Origin of the sequence: Geodermatophilus obscurus, assembly GCF_900143215.1 — a bacterium.
Classification (GTDB): domain Bacteria; phylum Actinomycetota; class Actinomycetes; order Mycobacteriales; family Geodermatophilaceae; genus Geodermatophilus; species Geodermatophilus obscurus_A.
In genome coordinates, this window is sequence record NZ_FRDM01000034.1 from 12,350 (window position 1) to 27,991 (window position 15,642).

The 15,642-nt window shown below is 74.9% G+C and carries 14 protein-coding genes and 1 riboswitch; of the genes, 6 read left to right on the top strand and 8 right to left on the bottom strand.

Features of this window, described 5'->3' with window-relative positions; translation table 11 throughout:
- Positions 1–390: 390 nt before the first annotated feature.
- Entirely contained in the window at positions 391–1,623 is a 1,233-nt protein-coding gene (locus BUB17_RS20530; RefSeq protein WP_072920542.1) for a fatty acid desaturase family protein, read from the bottom strand.
- A 28-nt stretch (positions 1,624–1,651) separates the two neighbouring features.
- Positions 1,652–2,686: a ferredoxin reductase gene (locus BUB17_RS20535; protein ID WP_244277401.1), complete on the bottom strand. Its 1,035-nt coding sequence runs from the start codon at positions 2,684–2,686 to the stop codon at positions 1,652–1,654.
- A 201-nt stretch (positions 2,687–2,887) separates the two neighbouring features.
- On the opposite strand from BUB17_RS20535, the gene BUB17_RS20540 reads away from it, so the two are divergent.
- Positions 2,888–4,075 (top strand): PucR family transcriptional regulator, encoded by a 1,188-nt coding sequence (locus BUB17_RS20540; RefSeq protein WP_072920544.1) that lies wholly within the window; start codon positions 2,888–2,890, stop codon positions 4,073–4,075.
- Positions 4,076–4,148: 73 nt separating this feature from the next.
- On the opposite strand, the gene BUB17_RS20545 is transcribed toward BUB17_RS20540, so the two are convergent.
- Positions 4,149–4,754, bottom strand: a complete 606-nt coding sequence (locus BUB17_RS20545) for a class I SAM-dependent methyltransferase (protein WP_072920545.1) — start codon at positions 4,752–4,754, stop codon at positions 4,149–4,151.
- A 129-nt stretch (positions 4,755–4,883) separates the two neighbouring features.
- On the opposite strand from BUB17_RS20545, the gene BUB17_RS20550 reads away from it, so the two are divergent.
- On the top strand, positions 4,884–5,147 hold the full coding sequence (locus BUB17_RS20550; protein WP_072920546.1) for a hypothetical protein: 264 nt from the start codon (positions 4,884–4,886) through the stop codon (positions 5,145–5,147).
- Here BUB17_RS20550 and BUB17_RS20555 read toward each other — a convergent pair.
- From BUB17_RS20555 to thiM, 4 genes are all read right to left on the bottom strand, one after another.
- Positions 5,113–6,480, bottom strand: a complete 1,368-nt coding sequence (locus BUB17_RS20555) for a DNA polymerase IV (protein ID WP_072920547.1) — start codon at positions 6,478–6,480, stop codon at positions 5,113–5,115. The two genes, BUB17_RS20550 and BUB17_RS20555, sit on opposite strands and share 35 nt — an antisense overlap.
- A gap of 315 nt (positions 6,481–6,795) precedes the next feature.
- Positions 6,796–7,635 (bottom strand): bifunctional hydroxymethylpyrimidine kinase/phosphomethylpyrimidine kinase, encoded by an 840-nt coding sequence (gene thiD / locus BUB17_RS20560; protein WP_244277399.1) that lies wholly within the window; start codon positions 7,633–7,635, stop codon positions 6,796–6,798.
- Positions 7,632–8,291, bottom strand: a complete 660-nt coding sequence (gene thiE / locus BUB17_RS20565) for a thiamine phosphate synthase (protein WP_072920549.1) — start codon at positions 8,289–8,291, stop codon at positions 7,632–7,634. Before thiE ends, thiD begins: the two co-directional genes overlap by 4 nt.
- A complete protein-coding gene (gene thiM, locus BUB17_RS20570) occupies positions 8,288–9,076 on the bottom strand; it encodes a hydroxyethylthiazole kinase (RefSeq protein WP_072920550.1) in 789 nt (262 codons plus the stop codon). The genes thiE and thiM overlap by 4 nt, the downstream gene beginning before the upstream one ends.
- Positions 9,070–9,165, bottom strand: a riboswitch (TPP riboswitch). (Overlaps the previous gene by 7 nt.)
- A 244-nt stretch (positions 9,166–9,409) precedes the next feature.
- Between thiM and BUB17_RS20580 the strand changes: the two genes are divergently transcribed.
- A complete protein-coding gene (locus BUB17_RS20580) occupies positions 9,410–10,144 on the top strand; it encodes a sulfite exporter TauE/SafE family protein (RefSeq protein ID WP_072920552.1) in 735 nt (244 codons plus the stop codon).
- A gap of 251 nt (positions 10,145–10,395) precedes the next feature.
- On the opposite strand, the gene BUB17_RS20585 is transcribed toward BUB17_RS20580, so the two are convergent.
- Positions 10,396–12,147 (bottom strand): DEAD/DEAH box helicase, encoded by a 1,752-nt coding sequence (locus BUB17_RS20585; protein ID WP_072920553.1) that lies wholly within the window; start codon positions 12,145–12,147, stop codon positions 10,396–10,398.
- 69 nt (positions 12,148–12,216) lie between these two features.
- Here BUB17_RS20585 and BUB17_RS20590 point away from each other — a divergent pair, with 69 nt between their 5' ends.
- The 3 genes from BUB17_RS20590 (at position 12,217) to BUB17_RS20600 (ending at position 15,566) form a co-directional block, all read left to right on the top strand.
- Entirely contained in the window at positions 12,217–13,062 is an 846-nt protein-coding gene (locus BUB17_RS20590) for an alpha/beta fold hydrolase (RefSeq protein WP_072920554.1), read from the top strand.
- A 97-nt stretch (positions 13,063–13,159) separates the two neighbouring features.
- Positions 13,160–14,767 (top strand): methyl-accepting chemotaxis protein, encoded by a 1,608-nt coding sequence (locus BUB17_RS20595; RefSeq protein WP_208983521.1) that lies wholly within the window; start codon positions 13,160–13,162, stop codon positions 14,765–14,767.
- A gap of 385 nt (positions 14,768–15,152) precedes the next feature.
- Positions 15,153–15,566: a DUF4190 domain-containing protein gene (locus BUB17_RS20600; RefSeq protein WP_072920555.1), complete on the top strand. Its 414-nt coding sequence runs from the start codon at positions 15,153–15,155 to the stop codon at positions 15,564–15,566.
- Positions 15,567–15,642 lie beyond the last annotated feature (76 nt).

Consider the following 15,642-nt stretch of genomic DNA (forward strand, 5'->3'; position numbering starts at 1 on the left):
AACAGCGAGTTCGGCTCCTGGGGAGCCTGTCCGGTGAACGGTGACTCCCCACAGCAGTCCTGGGTCCATGGCTCCGTGTGCGGTGAGCGCTGCGACGACGAGTTGCACGAAGTCGAGCTGGCTGGCGGTCAGGGTCCGGCCCGCGACGAACCCGTTGGCACAGGACAACGGTTTGAGGAGACCGAACGGTCCGGGCACGTGACGGTCAGCCGGTTGAGTCAGCCAGCGCCCGGGCCCGCGTTCATCGCGTTCCACGTGGAGCCATCCACCGCGTCGAGAAGCCGGGAGGCCCGATACCTGGCTCGAGCCGCGGAGCGCTGAACGCCAGGGGCCCGCAACCGTGTCGGTTCCGGGCCCCTGGCGTTCCCTGCGTGCTGCGGGTGCAGCCGGTCAGGCGGCGGCTGCGGCCGCCCGGGACAGCCGGACGCCCGCGGTCAGCTTCCGCTGGAGCGTGCGGCGGACCTTGGGCCCGCCGGTGGTCATCTTGTAGAGCGCCACCAGCTGCGGCACCAGGTTGCGGCGGTTGGTCAGTTCCAGCCAGCCGTTCGGCAGCGACAGCCGGATGATCTTGTGCCAGGCCGAGCCGACCTGCTGCGGCAGCGGCGCGGTGTGGTATTTCAGGCCGTAGCGGTCGAACAGGTCGCGGATCCTCGGCGCGATCTCGGCGTACCGGCTGCTCGGCAGGTCCGGGAACAGGTGGTGCTCGATCTGGTGCGACAGGTTCCCGGTCATGATGTGCATGGCCTTGGACCCGGAGATGTTGGCCGAGCCGAGCATCTGGCGCAGGTACCACTCACCGCGGGTCTCGCCCTCGATCGACTTCTTCTCGAAGGTCTCGACGCCCTCGGGGAAGTGCCCGCAGAGGATCACCGAGTTCGACCACAGGTTGCGCACCAGGTTGGCGGTGAAGTTGGCCGCGAGCGTGGGCAGGAAGTTCGGACCGGACAGCAGCGGGTGGATGACGTAGTCCTTGCGCACCTGCCTGCCGATCTTGCGCAGCACGGCCTTGGCGCGGGCCCGGAACTCCGGGTCCCCGGTCCGCTTCTTGGCGATGGTCCCGGCCAGCTCCAGGTCGTACGCGGCGATCCCGTACTCGAAGAAGCAGGCGTTGATGAAGCTCCACAGGGGCTGGCCGAGGTGGAACGGCTGCCACGGCTGGTCCTCGTCGACGCGCATGATGCCGTAGCCGAGGTCGTTGTCCTTGCCGACGACGTTGGTGTACGTGTGGTGCATCTCGTTGTGCGAGTGCTTCCACTGGTCGGCCGGGCTGGCCATGTCCCACTCCCACGTCGTGGAGTGGATCTTGGGGTCCCGCATCCAGTCCCACTGGCCGTGCAGGATGTTGTGCCCGATCTCCATGTTCTCGAGGATCTTGGCGACCGACAGGCCGATCGTCCCGACCACGAACGCGGGCGGGAAGCCCGAGGCGAGCAGGACGGCGCGGCTGCCCAGCTCGATCTTGCGGTGGACGTCGATGACCTTGCGGATGTAGCGGGCGTCGTTCTCGCCGCGGGTGTCGATCACACTCTGGCGGATGTCGTCGAGTTCCTTGCCGATGAGCTCGATGTCCTCGGCGGTCAGGTGCTCGATCGGGTTGTCGGCCTTCTTCTGCAGAACGGTCATGCGGTGCGGCTCCTCGGGTCTCGAGCGGTCAGTGGTCGATGTCGCAGGCGCCGGCGGCGGCGCTGATGCAGGTCTGGATGAGGACGCCGTCGCCCGGTGCGGCCGTGGTGACCTCGCCGTTGCGCAGGTCCCGGACGGCGCCCTCGCGCAGCGGCAGCACGCAGCCGAAGCAGATGCCCATCCGGCAGCCGCTCGGCATGAGGACGCCGGCGTCCTCGGCGGCGTCGAGGATCGGGGTGGCCCCGTCGGCCTCGAGCGACGTCCCGTTCTTGGTGAACGTCACCGTCCCGCCCTCGCCGGTGACCAGCACCTTCGCGCGGAACCGCTCGGTGTACAGCCGGTCGGCGATGCCGGCAGCGTTCCAGTGCTCCTCGAGCGCCTCGAGCATGCCGATCGGGCCGCAGGCCCAGGTGGACCGCTCGGCGAGGTCGGGCACCAGCTCGGCGATCGCGGCGGCATCCAGCATCCCGGCGGTGTCGGTGTGCTGCTCGACCAGCCGGATGCGGCCGTCGGCGGCCAGCTGCCGCAGGTCCGCGCCGAAGACGACGTCGTCGGCCGTGGGCGCCGAATGCACCAGGACGACGTCGGTGAGCTCGGGGTGGTTGCGCAGGATGCCCATGACCGGCGTGATGCCGGAGCCGGCGGTGACGAACAGCGCCTTGGCCGGCCGCTGCTCGGGCAGGCAGAACTCGCCGGTGGCCTGGTCGAGCTGCACGATCGTGCCCGGCTGCGCGCGGCGCACCAGGTGGTTGCTCACCTTGCCGTCGGGGATCGCCTTGACGGTGACGGTGAAGCAGCCGTCGGTGCGGCCCAGATCCGAGGTGATCGAGTAGGCCCGCCACATGCGCACGCCGTCGACGTCGATGCCGATGCGCACGTACTGCCCGGGCCGGTGCGGCTGCCAGTCGGCGCCGGGGCGGATGACGATCGTGGCGGCGTCGCGCGTCTCGGGGACGACGGCCTCGATGCGGCCGCGCAGGTCGGCGCCGGAGCGCAGCGGGTTGACCAGGTCCAGGTAGTCCGCAGGCAGCAGCGGGGTGGTGGCGAGCTCGGCGAAGCGCATCACCCGGTTCCGCAGCGTGCTCAGGGCCGGCCGTGCCGAGGAAGGGCGCGGAACGGTCGCTGTCATACCTCTGATGGTTCCCAGCTCTGTGCGCAATTACCTGTGCTTTGGGCGTGAACGTGCCGCCGGATACTGTCCCCACCGAACAACCAGAGGTTCGAGTGGCTGGCGGGCAACGGCCCTGAGCAGAAGGGGGCGTCGATGGCGCCGGAGCAGGACACCTTCCGGCCCGAGGTCGCGGCGGCGATGCAGGGCCAGCTGCCGGCTGTGGCCGAGCGGACCGTCGCCGCGATCGTCGTCGAGGTGCCGAGCTACACCGAGGCGTTCAGCGGTGTCATGGGCCGGAAGATCGAGAACGCCGTCCAGCTGGCCCTGGGCGGCTTCCTGGAGCTGGCGACGGCGAGCGGCGGCGCGGACCCCAGCCGGCCCATCGGCCCGGCGCTGGAGGGTGCCTACGCCCTGGGTCGCGGGGAGGCGCGCAGCGGTCGCTCGATGGACGCCCTGCTGGCCGCCTACCGGGTGGGTGCCCGGGTGGCCTGGCAGCACATGAGCGAGACGGCGGTGGAGGCCGGCATGCCCGCCGGGTCGCTGGCCCGGTTCGCCGCGCTGGTGTTCGCCTACATCGACCAGCTCTCGGCGGCCAGCGCCTCGGGACATGCCGACCAGCTCGACAGCAGCGGCCGGTTGCGCCGCCGGGAGCTGGAGCGGCTGGCCGAGCTGTTGCTCACGGGCGCGCCCCCGTACGACCTCACCACCGCGGCCGATCGAGCGGACTGGACGCCGCCGCGGACCCTGACCGCGGTGCTGGTGCCCGAGGCCCGCGCGCGCGGCGCCCTCGCCGTGCTCGACGTCCGCACGCTGCAGGCCGGTGAGGACCTGCCCGGGACCGAGCCCGGCGCGGAGCGCTCGGTGCTGCTCGTGCCGGACGCCGACGGGTACGCCCGCAGCCAGCTGGTCCGGGCGCTGACCGGGCGGGAGGCCGTGGTCGGTCCGGCGCGGCCGTGGCAGCAGGCCCGCTCCTCCTACTCGCGGGCGCTGCGGGCGCTGCAGCTGGACCTGCGCCCGGACGGCGACCTGCCCGTGGACACCGAGCTGCGGCTGTCCGACCTGGTCCTGCGGGCCGACGGCGAGGCGCTGGCCGACCTGCGCGCCCAGGTGCTCGCCCCGCTCGACGGGCTCGGTCCCGGTCCCCGCGAGAAGCTCGTCGAGACGCTGCGCGCGTGGCTGCTGCACCACGGACGCCGGGAGAAGATCGCCGCCGAGCTGTTCGTGCACCCGCAGACGGTGCGCTACCGCATGGGGCAGCTGCGCGACCTCTACGGCGAGCGCCTCGAGGACCCGCAGTCCGTCCTGGAGCTGACCCTCGCCCTCGGGGCCGAGGAGCGCTGAAGAAGGACCTCCCTGCCCCCCACCGCTCGCAGGCTCGCGGCGGGACCCTGCAGGGAGGCCGAACCCCGTCAGCTCACGTGGGACGGAGGACGGCGACCAGGAAGTCCGATCCCGGGGTGAACGGCCGCAGGTCCCAGGTGGAGAGCAGCAGGTCCTCGTCCCAGCCCGCCGCGCGGGCGTCGCCCCGGAAGTCGTCGAAGGCGTAGCCGCGGCCGGCGCCGAAGCCGATCACCGCGCGCCCGCCGGGTGCCACGTGCGCCCGCAGCCGCTGCAGGACGGCGACCCGCGTGCTCGGCGCGAGGAAGGCCATCACGTTGCCGGCGGAGACGACCACGTCGAAGGGCTCCGGGACGCCGCGCGCCGGCAGGTCGAGCTCGGCGAGGTCGCCGACGAGCCACCGCGGCCCGGGGTGGTCCTCCTCGGCGGCGGCGATCAGCACCGGGTCGACGTCCACCCCGACGACGACGTGCCCGGCGCGGGCCAGCCAGCCGCCCGTCCGGCCCGGCCCGCAGCCGGCGTCGAGCACCCGGGAGCCGCGCGGCAGCATCGCGTCGACCAGCCGGGCCTCGCCGGCGAGGTCGAAGCCCCGGGCCGCGAGGTCCCGGAACCGCTGCACGTAGGCGGCCGAGTGGCCGGGGTCCTGCTGGGTGATCCGCACCCATGCGCTCTGCTCCGTCACCCGCCCATGGTCGCCGACGGCCGGGGATCCCGAGGAAACCGGCACCCGATCCCCAGGATCCCCACAGGCGCGCGGCCCAGGCTCCGAGCGAGCGGTCCACCAGAGGCTGCCGGACGACGGGAGGCCGCCATGGCCACCAGCACGAGCGCGGACAGGATCCTGTGGCTGCGGACGCGACCCGCGGTACCCGCGGAGCCCGACCTCCCCGCGGACGTCGCCGTCCAGGTGGCCGCCGTGGCGCTGGCCGACCACCCGGGGGCGGTCGTCGACCGGATCGAGGTCGATCCCACCGGATGGTGCACGGTCCACCTGGTCACCCGCGCCGGCGTGCGGGTGGTCGTGCACGTCGACCGGGACCTCACCGTGTTGGGGTGGCTCGCACTGGCTCGCTGACCCGCCAGTCCGGCGGCTCGGCCGGGTGCAGGGCGCGGTCGTCGGAGGCGAGCGTGCGCACCGGTCCGGGCGGCGTCAGCGGGCCCTCGAAGCGCACGGTGACCCGCCCGAGGCCGCGGCCCCACACCCAGCCGGCGCCGAGCTCGTCGTGCCGCACGTCCTGCCCGGGCCACCAGCGGGCCTCGGCCGTCCGCGGCTCGGGCTCCTCCTCGGGCCGGTCGTCCGTCGTCCCCACGTCGTCGTCCGGCGTCGGCTCGTCGTCGGCGAACAGGTCGCCCTGGGCGTAGAGCGACAGCCCGGAGACGCCGACCCCGAGCAGCCGCAGCCCGCCCTGGGTGCCGGCCTCGGCCAGCAGGCGGTGCCCGATCGAGGCGATCACCCGCGGGTCGTCGGTGGGCTGGGGCAGCGTCTGCGAGCGGGTGAGCGTGGTGAAGTCGTAGCGGCGCAGCTTGAGCGTCACCGTCCGGCCCGAGTAGGCCGCGGCGCGCAACCGGCTGCCGACCCGCGCGGCCATGCTGTCCACGTACCGGGCGAGGACGGCGCGGTCGGTGAGGTCCCGGGCGAAGGTCTCCTCCTGCGAGATCGACTTCGCCTCGCGCTCGGCGACCACCGGCCGGTCGTCCTCGGCGCGGGCCAGCGCGTACAGCCCCGTCCCGTGTGCCCGGCCGGCCAGCGCCACGAGGTCGGGCAGGGACTTCGCGGCCAGATCGCCGACGGTCTTCACGCCCACCTGGTGCAGCCGCTCGGCGGTCGCCGGCCCCACGCCGCCCAGCCGGGTCACCGGCAGCGGGTGCAGCACCTCCCGTTCCCGCCCCGGGGGGACGACGACCAGCCCGTCGGGCTTGTCGAGGTCGGAGCCGATCTTGGCCATCAGCTTGGAGCTGCCGATGCCGACCGACCCGGTCACCCCGCCGGTGGCCGCGGCGATCCGCTCCTTGAGCCCGCGGGCCAGCGCCGTGACGCCGTCCACCGACAGGTCCAGGTCGCCGCCGGCCGCCAGGTCCACGTAGGCCTCGTCGATCGAGACCGGCTCCACCAGCGGGGACAGCTCGCGCAGCAGCTCCATCACCACGCCGGAGGTGCGGCGGTAGGCGGCGAACCGGCCGCCGAGGAAGGCGGTCCCGGACGGGCAGCGGCGGCGCGCCTCCGCGGTGGACATCGCCGAGCGGGCTCCGTAGGCGCGGGCCTCGTAGGACGCCGTCGCCACCACCCCGCGGCCGCCGGTGCCGCCGACGACCACCGGCCGCCCGCGCAGCGAGGGCTTGTCGCGCTGCTCGACCGCGGCGAAGAAGGCGTCGAGGTCCAGGTGCAGGATGCTCGCCTCCCGCCGCACGCCCCACCTCCTCGTCGTCGCCGCCGGCGCGCTCCATGGTCGCCCGTCCTCCGCAGGGGTGAGAACGGACGCACCGGTACAGCATCCGATTGATCTTGGACCGTCCCGGCTGCGAGGGTGCGTCGCCGGACACCGACGGGGAGGAACTGCGTGCAGCGCTGCTGCGCAGCTCGGTGGCGCGACCCCGAACGGCGACGGCGTCACCCGCGTCCCGATCACGGCCGACGGAGACGAGCCGGCCCGCTGACCCCGTCCGTCGTGATCATCGGCGTCCGGCTGACCGGCACGCCGATGAGGGCCACCACCCGGCGGTGATCACCGGGGACGCGGCTCCCAGATGCCGGCGAAGTGGTGCACCGGGCCGTGTCCGGAGCCGACGCCGAGGCTTTCCCCCGCCTCCAGCGCCCGCTGCAGGTAGTTCCGGGCGGGGTCGACCAGCCGGGCCCAGTCGTCGGTGCGGTGCCGGGCGGCCAGCGCGGCGAGCGCGGAGGACAGCGTGCAGCCGGTCCCGTGCGTCGACGCGGTGTCCACCCGCGGCCGGCGGGTGATCGTCACGCCGTCCGCGGTGGCCAGCACGTCGACGCTCTCCTCCCCGCCGAGGTGGCCGCCCTTGAGCAGCACCGCCCGGGGGCCGAGCCCGAGCAGCGCGGTGGCCTGACCGGGCAGCTGGCCGACGTCGGTGGCGGGGGGCACGCCGAGCAGGACGGCGGCCTCGGGGACGTTCGGCGTCACCAGGTCGGCCAGCGGCAGCAGGTCGGTGCGGACGGCGTCGACCGCGGCGTCGTCGATGAGCCGGTCACCGCTGGTCGCGACCATCACCGGGTCGCAGACGACCGGGCCGGCCGGGCGGTCGGCGAGCGCGGTGGCGACCGCGCGGACGACGTCCGCGGTGCCGAGCATGCCGAGCTTGGTGGCGTGCACCTCGACGTCGGCGAACAGCGTCGCCAGCTGCTCGGCGACGAACTCCGGCGGGACGCCGTGCACGCCGGTGACGCCGCGGGTGTTCTGCGCGGTCAGCGCGGTGAGCACCGCCGTCCCGTAGACGCCGAGCGCGCTGAACGTCTTGAGGTCGGCCTGGATGCCGGCCCCGCCGCTGGGGTCGCTGCCGGCGACGGTGAGCGCGGTGCTCGCCCCCACCCGCCCCCGCCCGCTCACACCCGCACCCCCTCGATCGCCGCGCGCAGCCGACGGGCCGCGGCCGCCGGGTCCGGCGCGGTGCACAGCGCCGAGACGACGCAGACGCCGTCCACCCCGGTCGCGGCCACCTCGGCGGCCCGGGCGGCGTCGATGCCGCCGATCGCGACGGTGCTGCACCCGGCGGCGCGGGCCGCGGCGGCCAGCGCCCGGACGCCGTCCGGACCCAGCGCGCCGCCGGCGTCGGGCTTGGTCGGCGTCGTCCACACCGGGCCGATGCCGACCAGGTCGACGGTGCCCGCCGGCAGGGCGCGCGCGACGTCCAGCTCGGCGACGGAGGAGACGCTGAACCCGAGCAGCCGGCCGGGCCCGAGCAGGGCGCGCACCTCGGCCGGCGGCAGGTCGTCCTGGCCGACGTGCACGCCGTCCGCGCCGGCGAGCAGGGCGACGTCGAGCGCGTCGTTGACCCAGAGCGCGACGTCCGGCCGGTCGGCCAGCGCCGCCTGCACCGCGCGGGTGAGCTCGAGCAGCTCCCGGCGGGAGGCGGTCTTGTCCCGCACCTGGACGGTGGTGACGCCGCCGGCGACCGCCGCACGGACGACGTCGGCCACCGGCCGCGGGGCGGACAGGGCCGTGTCGGTGACCAGGTAGAGGGTCGGGTCGAACGGGCGCCTCATCGGACGTCCGCCGCGGCCAAGGTCGCGCCGTCGACGGCGTCCAGCGCGTCGAGCCAGGCGGGCGCGAAGGTGCCCGGGCCGTGCGCCACCCGCGCGGCCCGCTCGGCGGCGACCGCCACGTGCACGTGCGCGGCCACGGTGCCGGTCAGCGCGTCGCCGGTGGCCGCGACGTAGGCGGCGACCAGGGCGCCCAGCGCGCAGCCGGCGCCGGTGGTGCGGGTCAGCAGCGGCGAGCCGCCGCCGACGCGGACGGTCCGCCGTCCGTCGGTGACCAGGTCGACCTCGCCGCTGACCGCGACGACGCCGCCGGTGCGGGCGGCCAGCTCGGCGGCGGCCTTGGCCGCGGCGTCGGTGCTGTCGGTGCTGTCCACGCCGCGACCACCGCCGCCCGCACCGACCAGCGCCATCACCTCGGAGGCGTTGCCGCGGACCACGGTGGGCCGCAGCCCGACCAGGTCGGTGGCCAGCTCGGTGCGGTAGACCAGCGCGCCGACGGCGACGGGGTCGAGCACCCACGGGGTCCCGGCCGCGCCCGCCGAGCGAGCCGCCAACCGCATCGCCTCGGCGGTGCGGGCGTGCACCGTGCCGACGTTGACCAGCACCGCGGAGGCGACCGCGGCGAAGTCGCCGGCCTCCTCGGGGGCGTCCACCATCGCCGGGGCGGCGCCCGCCGCGAGCAGGGCGTTGGCGGTGATCGTCTGCACCACCGTGTTCGTGAGGCAGTGCACCAGAGGGGTGCGTGCGCGGAGCGCCGCTCGGGCGGCGCGCAGATCGACGGCCGGCATGCCGGTGACATCCCTTCGCCAGTGCGAACTGGAGCAGGTTCGACGGGTGTGCTCTCAGTCCCCGGTCGGGGACACCCCGTGCCACGTACGCCTCCGAACGTAACACCGGTCCGCCGTGGTCCTCCCGGTGCGCGAGGCCGCTCCCCGCCGGAGGGGTGCCGCCGCGGCGGCGGCTCAGGGCCCCTCGTCGATGATCATGGGGTCGTTGCAGGCGGACGCGCAGGTGGAGGGCGTGTCGTGCGGCAACGACCCCATGATCGACCTGAGGGGCCGCGATGGGGGCGTCTCCGTCGCCTGAGCGGCGCGGGCCGGAGGGTGCGTCAGGATGGCCCGGTGCTGCTCGCGTGCCTCGCCGTCCTGGTGGGCGCGACCGTGCAGGCCACTGCCGGGTTCGGGCTGGCGCTCATCGCCGGGCCGGCGGTGGTGGCGCTGCTCGACCCCACCGAGGCGGTGACCACGCTGATGGTGCTGGCCACGACCACGACCCTGCTGCTGCTGCTGGTGCGCCGCGGGTCGCGGCCGGCCGTCCGGTGGGCCGACGTCCGCGTGGTGACCCTCGCCGCCGTCCCCGGGGTCCTGGCCGGCGTGCTGGTGCTCGCCGTCGTCAGCAAGGCGGTGCTGCAGCTCGCGGTGGGGATCGGCGTGCTCGCCGCCGTGGGGATCCAGGTCCTGCGCCGCCCGGCTGCCGGCCGGGCGGAGCCGTCCCGGTGGGCCACGTTCGGCGTCGGGGCGCTCGCCGGCGTGCTCACCACCACGACCAGCACCAACGGGCCGCCGCTGGTGCTCTGGCTCGAGCGCCGGCAGCTGACCCCGACGGAGACGCGCGACACCCTCGCGGCGCTGTTCCTCGCGCTCAACCTGCTCGGCGCCACGGTGCTCACCGTCTCCGGCCGGGCCGCGCAGGCCTTCCGGCCGGAGGTGGTGCTGGTGCTGCTGGTCGCGGCGGTCGTCGGCCACGTGGCGGGTCGCCGGCTGTTCCACCTGCTCGACGTCCGTCGGTTCCGGGCGGCCGGACTGGCGCTGTCGGCGCTGGCCGGGGTGGCCAGCATCGTCGCGGCGCTGGGCTGAGGCGGCCGGCCGGCACGCCCCGGGACGGCGCCCCCGAGTTGATCATGGGGATGTCGCAGGCAGACGCACGCTCGACGGCGCGCCCTCGAGCAACAACCCCATGATCAACCCGGCGAGAGGGCGACAGGGAAGCAGGAGCGCGGGCGTGGCCACCCGCCAGGGGCCCGCCGGCCCCGTCCCGGGCCTCGCCCTGAGCTCGCGAAGGGTGGGGAGGGCGGGATCCTGCTACGACGCGTGGGGGAGGGTGGTCCTCACCCGGTGAGCGCGGCCGGCGGCAGCCAGTCGGCGTCGAGCAGTTCGGCGATCTCCTGCAGCGCCGAGGTGTCCGCCCCGGCGGTGGAGCCGCTGACCGCCAGCCGCTCCACCATCACCCGGGCCACCTGCTCCTCCACGGTGTCCGCGGCGAAGGCCACCCGCCACGGGGAGACCTGGCCGTCGCGGTGGGTGCGGCCGGTGACCTGCCGGGCCTGGATGCCGGAGAAGCGGGGCTGGTGGAACAGCCCGACCCGCGGCGTCGTCGAGGCCGTGCGACCGCCGGGCAGCAGCTCGCCGGCGTGCAGGCTGATCGACGCGGTCACGGTGAAGACGCAGACCGGCGCCTTCCCGGTCTGGAAGCGCAGCCGCTCGGCCTCGACGTCGAAGCGGTCCCGGCCTGATCCGGCACTGCCGTAGATGCCCGCCACCGCGATGCCGGAGTCCAGCAGCGCCTCGCGGATCGGGTCGGCCGCCGTCTCGACGAACTCGACCGACACCGCGACCTGCCGCTCGGCCTCGACCTGGGCCTTGACCCAGTCGACGGTGGCCTGCGCGCGGATCAGCCCGGCCTTCTGCCGGAAGCGCAGCAGCGCCGCCCGGCCGCGCGCGGCCTGCCGGGCCCGGCGCGCGAGCTGCATCTCGGCGCGGAACTCCTGCCACCCGGACTCGTAGGCGCACCTCTCGGCCGGGGTCAGGGCGACCGGCGTCCCGGTCACCGACACCGGGCCCCACGGCGCCGGCCGGTGCAGCGTCGCGGGCGGTTCCCCCGCGGCCAGCCAGTCCTGCAGCCGGGCGAGGTCGGCGCGGCGGGCGTCGGCGTCCTCGGTCCAGGCCCACCCGTAGCGCCCTCGTTCCACGTGGAACCCGTGCTCGGCGAGCTTCGCCGGCAGGTCGGCCCAGGCGCGCAGCGGCTCGTCGTGCCGCTGGGCGAACTGCGGCGCGAGGTAGGGCAGCTCCAGCGGCGTGTGCGCCGGGGTGGCGGTGGCGGCGACGACGAAGGGCACGTCCTTCGCCCGGCCCGCGCCGGAGACGGCCTTCCAGTGCTTCCACCGCTGCGTCGTCGTGTGCCGGACCATGTGCGCCTCGTCGGCGATCACGACGTCGAAGCGCAGCCTGCTGACCTTGGCCAGCCGGTCCCACGTGGTGACGCACCAGCGCAGCCCGCCGTCGCCGAAGCCGGCGATCGAGCGGGTCCAGTGCGGGATGGTGATGGCCGCGGGGCGGTCGGCGACGACGAGGACGCGGTCCCCGCCCCGCAGCTCGCAGACCTCCCGGGCGGCCAGGACGGCGGTGCCGGTCTTGCCCACGCCCGGGTCGTCGCCGAGCAGGAAGACGCGGTGCCCGGCCGCGGCAGAGGCGACGACGGCCTCCGCCCCGGTGGCCTGGTCCTCGCGCGGCACGAGCGGCCGGCCCGGCGGCACCCGGCGCGGGGTGTCGTTGAGCTCGTCCTCGAGGTAGCGCTCGAAGGTGTACGGCGGCGGGTCGTAGGCGGTCAGCTCCGGCGGCAGCTCCCGGCCGACCCAGACGTGCGCCTGCAGGTCCGCTCGCCACTGCGCGCCCGGCGCCGGTGCGCGGAACGGGACGGCGAGCACCCAGACCCGCTCCCCCGGGCCGGCGACCGGCCGCTCGGGGACGGGCTCCGCGGTGCGGCGGGCCGGCGCCTTCCGGCGGGTCGTCGTGGCGCGGGTGGTGCCGGTCGAGCGGCTCTGGCTCGTCGACCGGGCTGTCCGGCGGCGCCGTCCGGGCACGGGTGTCCTCCTCTGCGTCGGCCGACGACGGTAGGTCGCCGGGACGACGGGATCTGGTGGAATCGCCGGGTGACGACGAACTCCGAGGAGCGGCTGCACGGCCGGACGCTGGGCGCCGCCGGACCGCGGGTGGTGTTCGTGCACGGGCTGTTCGGCCAGGGCAAGAACTGGACGACGATCGCCAAGGGCCTCGCCGAGGACCACCGCGTGACGCTCCTCGACCTGCCCAACCACGGGCACTCCCCGTGGACCGACCGGGTGGACTACGTCGACATGGCCGAGCTGGTCGCCGCCGAGCTGCGCGCGTTCGGGGAGCCGGTCACCCTCGTCGGGCACTCGATGGGCGGCAAGGTGTCGATGCAGCTGGCGCTGCGCCACCCGGAGCTGCTGCGCGCGCTGGTCGTCGTCGACGTCGCCCCCGTCGAGTACCCGGTCTCGGGTGGCCGCACCGACGACCCGGACGAGGAGGCCTCGCCGTTCGCCGCCTTCATCGCGGCCATGCGCGCCATGGACCTCGACCGCCTCGAGACGCGGGCGGACGCCGACGCCGCGCTGCGGGCCGCCGTCCCGAGCAGGATGGTGCGCTCCTTCCTGCTGCAGAGCCTCGTCCGCGAGGGCGTGGGCAGGGACGGCGGCTGGCGCTGGCGGCTCAACCTCGAGCTGCTCGAGCGCGACCTGGGCGAGCTGCGCGGCTTCCCCGAGCCGCCGCCGGGCGCCCGCTACGACGGCCCGGTGCTGTGGATCGCCGGCGCGAACTCGCACTACGTGCTGCCGGAGGACCGCGCCCGGATGGAGCAGCTGTTCCCGAACACCCGGCTGCTGCGGGTCAAGAACGCCGGCCACTGGGTGCACTCCGAGCAGCCGGAGGTCTTCCTGGAGACGGTCGCACGGTTCCTGGAGCGCGTGGAGGGCTGAGACCGGCGCAGAGGACTCGAGGAGCTCGGGTCAAGTCCGGACGGGATCGGTCGAAACCCTCTGTTGCCCCCATCCCATCGGTTTCCGAGGTATCCCCGTGCGGCTCTCCGTCCCCTCCCGTCTGCTCGCACTCCCGTTGCGCGTCAAGGTGCTCACCGCCGTCGCCGTGGCCTGCGTCGTGGCCCTCACCATCGGTCTGGTGGCCCTGCGCGAGCTCGCCGGACTCGAGCAGCGCAGTGCGGAGATCCACAGCGAGGCGCTCGTGCCGTCCATGCAGCTGGCCGAGATCCGCCGCGCCTACCTGCAGACCCGCGTCGACGCACTCGCCGACGAGCTGGTGCCCAAGGGCCCCGAGGACGTCGAGCACCAGGCCTACCTCGCCGACGTCGAGGCCATGGACGCCGCGATCGCGGCGTACGCCGACGGCAACACCCTGACCGAGGCCCAGCGCGCGGACGTCGAGGTCCTCACCGAGTCCTGGCACGGCTACGAGGAGATCGTCGGGGGCGAGCTGCTCGTCCTCGCCCACACCCCCGGCCGCCTGCAGGACTTCATGCAGCTGCGCGCGACCGCGGTCAAGCCGCTCGCCGTGGCCCTCAACGAGGCCCTGACCCGGCTGGAGCAGTCGGAGGCGGCCAGCGCCGAGGCCACGGTCGCGGAGGCCGAGAGCACCTACGAGAGTGCCCGGACGCTCATCCTCGCCGTCCTCGCGATCGGCCTCACCGCGGCGCTGGCGCTCGGCTGGTTCGTCGTCAGCCTGGTCGTCCGCGCCGTGACCTCCGTCCGCGACGGACTGGTGGCCATGGCCGGCGGCGACCTGACCGCCCGGGTCGAGGTCTCCTCCGGCGACGAGGTGGGCCAGATGGCCGACGCCCTCAACCAGGCGAGTGACAGCCTGCGCACCACGGTCTCCTCGACGGCCGAGTCGGCGTCCGCCCTCGCCGCGGCGGCCGAGGAGCTCAGCGCGTCGTCGGAGTCGATCTCCGGCAGCGCGGAGGAGGCCGCGACCCAGGCCGGCGTCGTCGCCACGGCCGCCGAGCAGATCTCCCGCAACGTGCAGACCGTCGCGTCCGGGTCCGAGGAGATGGGCGCCTCCATCAACGAGATCGCGCAGAACGCCTCGGAGGCCGCTCGGGTCGCGGGCACCGCCGTCCAGGCCGCCGAGGAGACGACGCGCACGGTGAGCAAGCTCGGTGTCTCGTCGCAGGAGATCGGTGAGGTGGTCAAGACCATCACCTCGATCGCCGAGCAGACGAACCTGCTGGCGCTCAACGCCACCATCGAGGCCGCGCGCGCCGGGGAGGCCGGCAAGGGCTTCGCCGTGGTGGCGAACGAGGTCAAGGAGCTGGCGCAGGAGACGGCGAAGGCCACCGAGGACATCGCCCGCCGGGTCGAGGCCATCCAGGCCGACACCGCCGGCGCGACGACGGCGATCACCGGCATCGCGGGGATCATCAGCCAGATCAACGACTTCCAGCTGACCATCGCCTCGGCGGTGGAGGAGCAGGGGGCGACCACCGCGGAGATGAACCGCAGCGTCAGCGAGGCCGCCACCGGCAGCGGCGAGATCGCCGGCAGCATCACCGGCGTCGCGCAGGCCGCGTCGGCCACCACGGCCGGCGTCGCGCAGACCCGGCAGGCGGCCGAGGAGCTGGCCCGCATGTCCGGCGGCCTGCAGGAGCTGGTGCAGCGGTTCCGCTACTGAGCCCGACCGCGTCCGACGGGCGCCGTGGACCCCCGACGGGGTGTGCGCGGCGCCCGTCGTCGTCGGGGGGCGCGCGACGCGGGCGCGGCCGGGAAACCGCAGTCGGCCCGCCTGGGGTCCGGATCGCCCCGCGCCGGGTGGTCGGCGCCCGCCGCCACGTCCGCCGGCTCCGGCCCGACCCGTGCCAGGCGACGTCCTGGAGCGCGTCCTGGCCGCGTCGACTCCGGACCGGCGCGGCCGCACCCGTCGACCAGGCGGTCTCCCCAGTCGGGGTGGCCGGACGGCGTGCCACGCCCCCGGTCCCCGTCGGTCGGCGTCACCATGTGGCGTCGGACGCCGGAGGACCGACGTCCCCGGCGGACACGCAGTGATCAGGAGCGAGCAGATGACACACCCCGGTCCGTACCAGCCCGGTGGCGGCGACCCGTACGGCACGCCGGGTCCGGCTGCCTGGGGTCAGCACCAGGCCCCGTACGGGGTCGGGTACCCCGGGTTCCAGGGGCCGCCGCCCCCGCCCGGCATCGGGCCCGGCCCGTACGGCCAGCCCCACGGCGGCTACCCGTACGCGTCACCGCGGACCACCAACGGGTTCGCCATCGCCTCGATGGTGCTGGGCATCCTCTGGCTGTACTGGTTCGGCAGCATCCTGGCGCTGGTCTTCGGCTACGTGGCGCAGAGCCAGATCCGTGAGCGGGGTGAGGGCGGCGGCGGCATGGCGACCGCCGGCATCGTGCTCGGCTGGATCGGGGTGGGGTTCCTCGCCCTGTTCATCGCGTTCGGTCTCGCCGTCTCCGTCTGACTGCCGACCCGCCGGGTCACGCCGACCGACGCCCACCCGGACCTCGTCGCCGACCCGGACCGCGGCTCCGGGCGAC

What these genes read in the sequence shown, in the direction of transcription:
- BUB17_RS20550 (WP_072920546.1), top strand. Translation starts at nt 4,884, where the DNA reads ATGGCCACCAGCACGAGCGCGGACAGGATCCTGTGGCTGCGGACGCGA.
- BUB17_RS20540 (WP_072920544.1), top strand. Translation starts at nt 2,888, where the DNA reads ATGGCGCCGGAGCAGGACACCTTCCGGCCCGAGGTCGCGGCGGCGATG.
- BUB17_RS20530 (WP_072920542.1), bottom strand. Translation starts at nt 1,623, where the DNA reads ATGACCGTTCTGCAGAAGAAGGCCGACAACCCGATCGAGCACCTGACC.
- thiE (WP_072920549.1), bottom strand. Translation starts at nt 8,291, where the DNA reads ATGAGGCGCCCGTTCGACCCGACCCTCTACCTGGTCACCGACACGGCC.
- BUB17_RS20600 (WP_072920555.1), top strand. Translation starts at nt 15,153, where the DNA reads ATGACACACCCCGGTCCGTACCAGCCCGGTGGCGGCGACCCGTACGGC.
- BUB17_RS20535 (WP_244277401.1), bottom strand. Translation starts at nt 2,686, where the DNA reads ATGCGCTTCGCCGAGCTCGCCACCACCCCGCTGCTGCCTGCGGACTAC.
- thiM (WP_072920550.1), bottom strand. Translation starts at nt 9,076, where the DNA reads ATGCCGGCCGTCGATCTGCGCGCCGCCCGAGCGGCGCTCCGCGCACGC.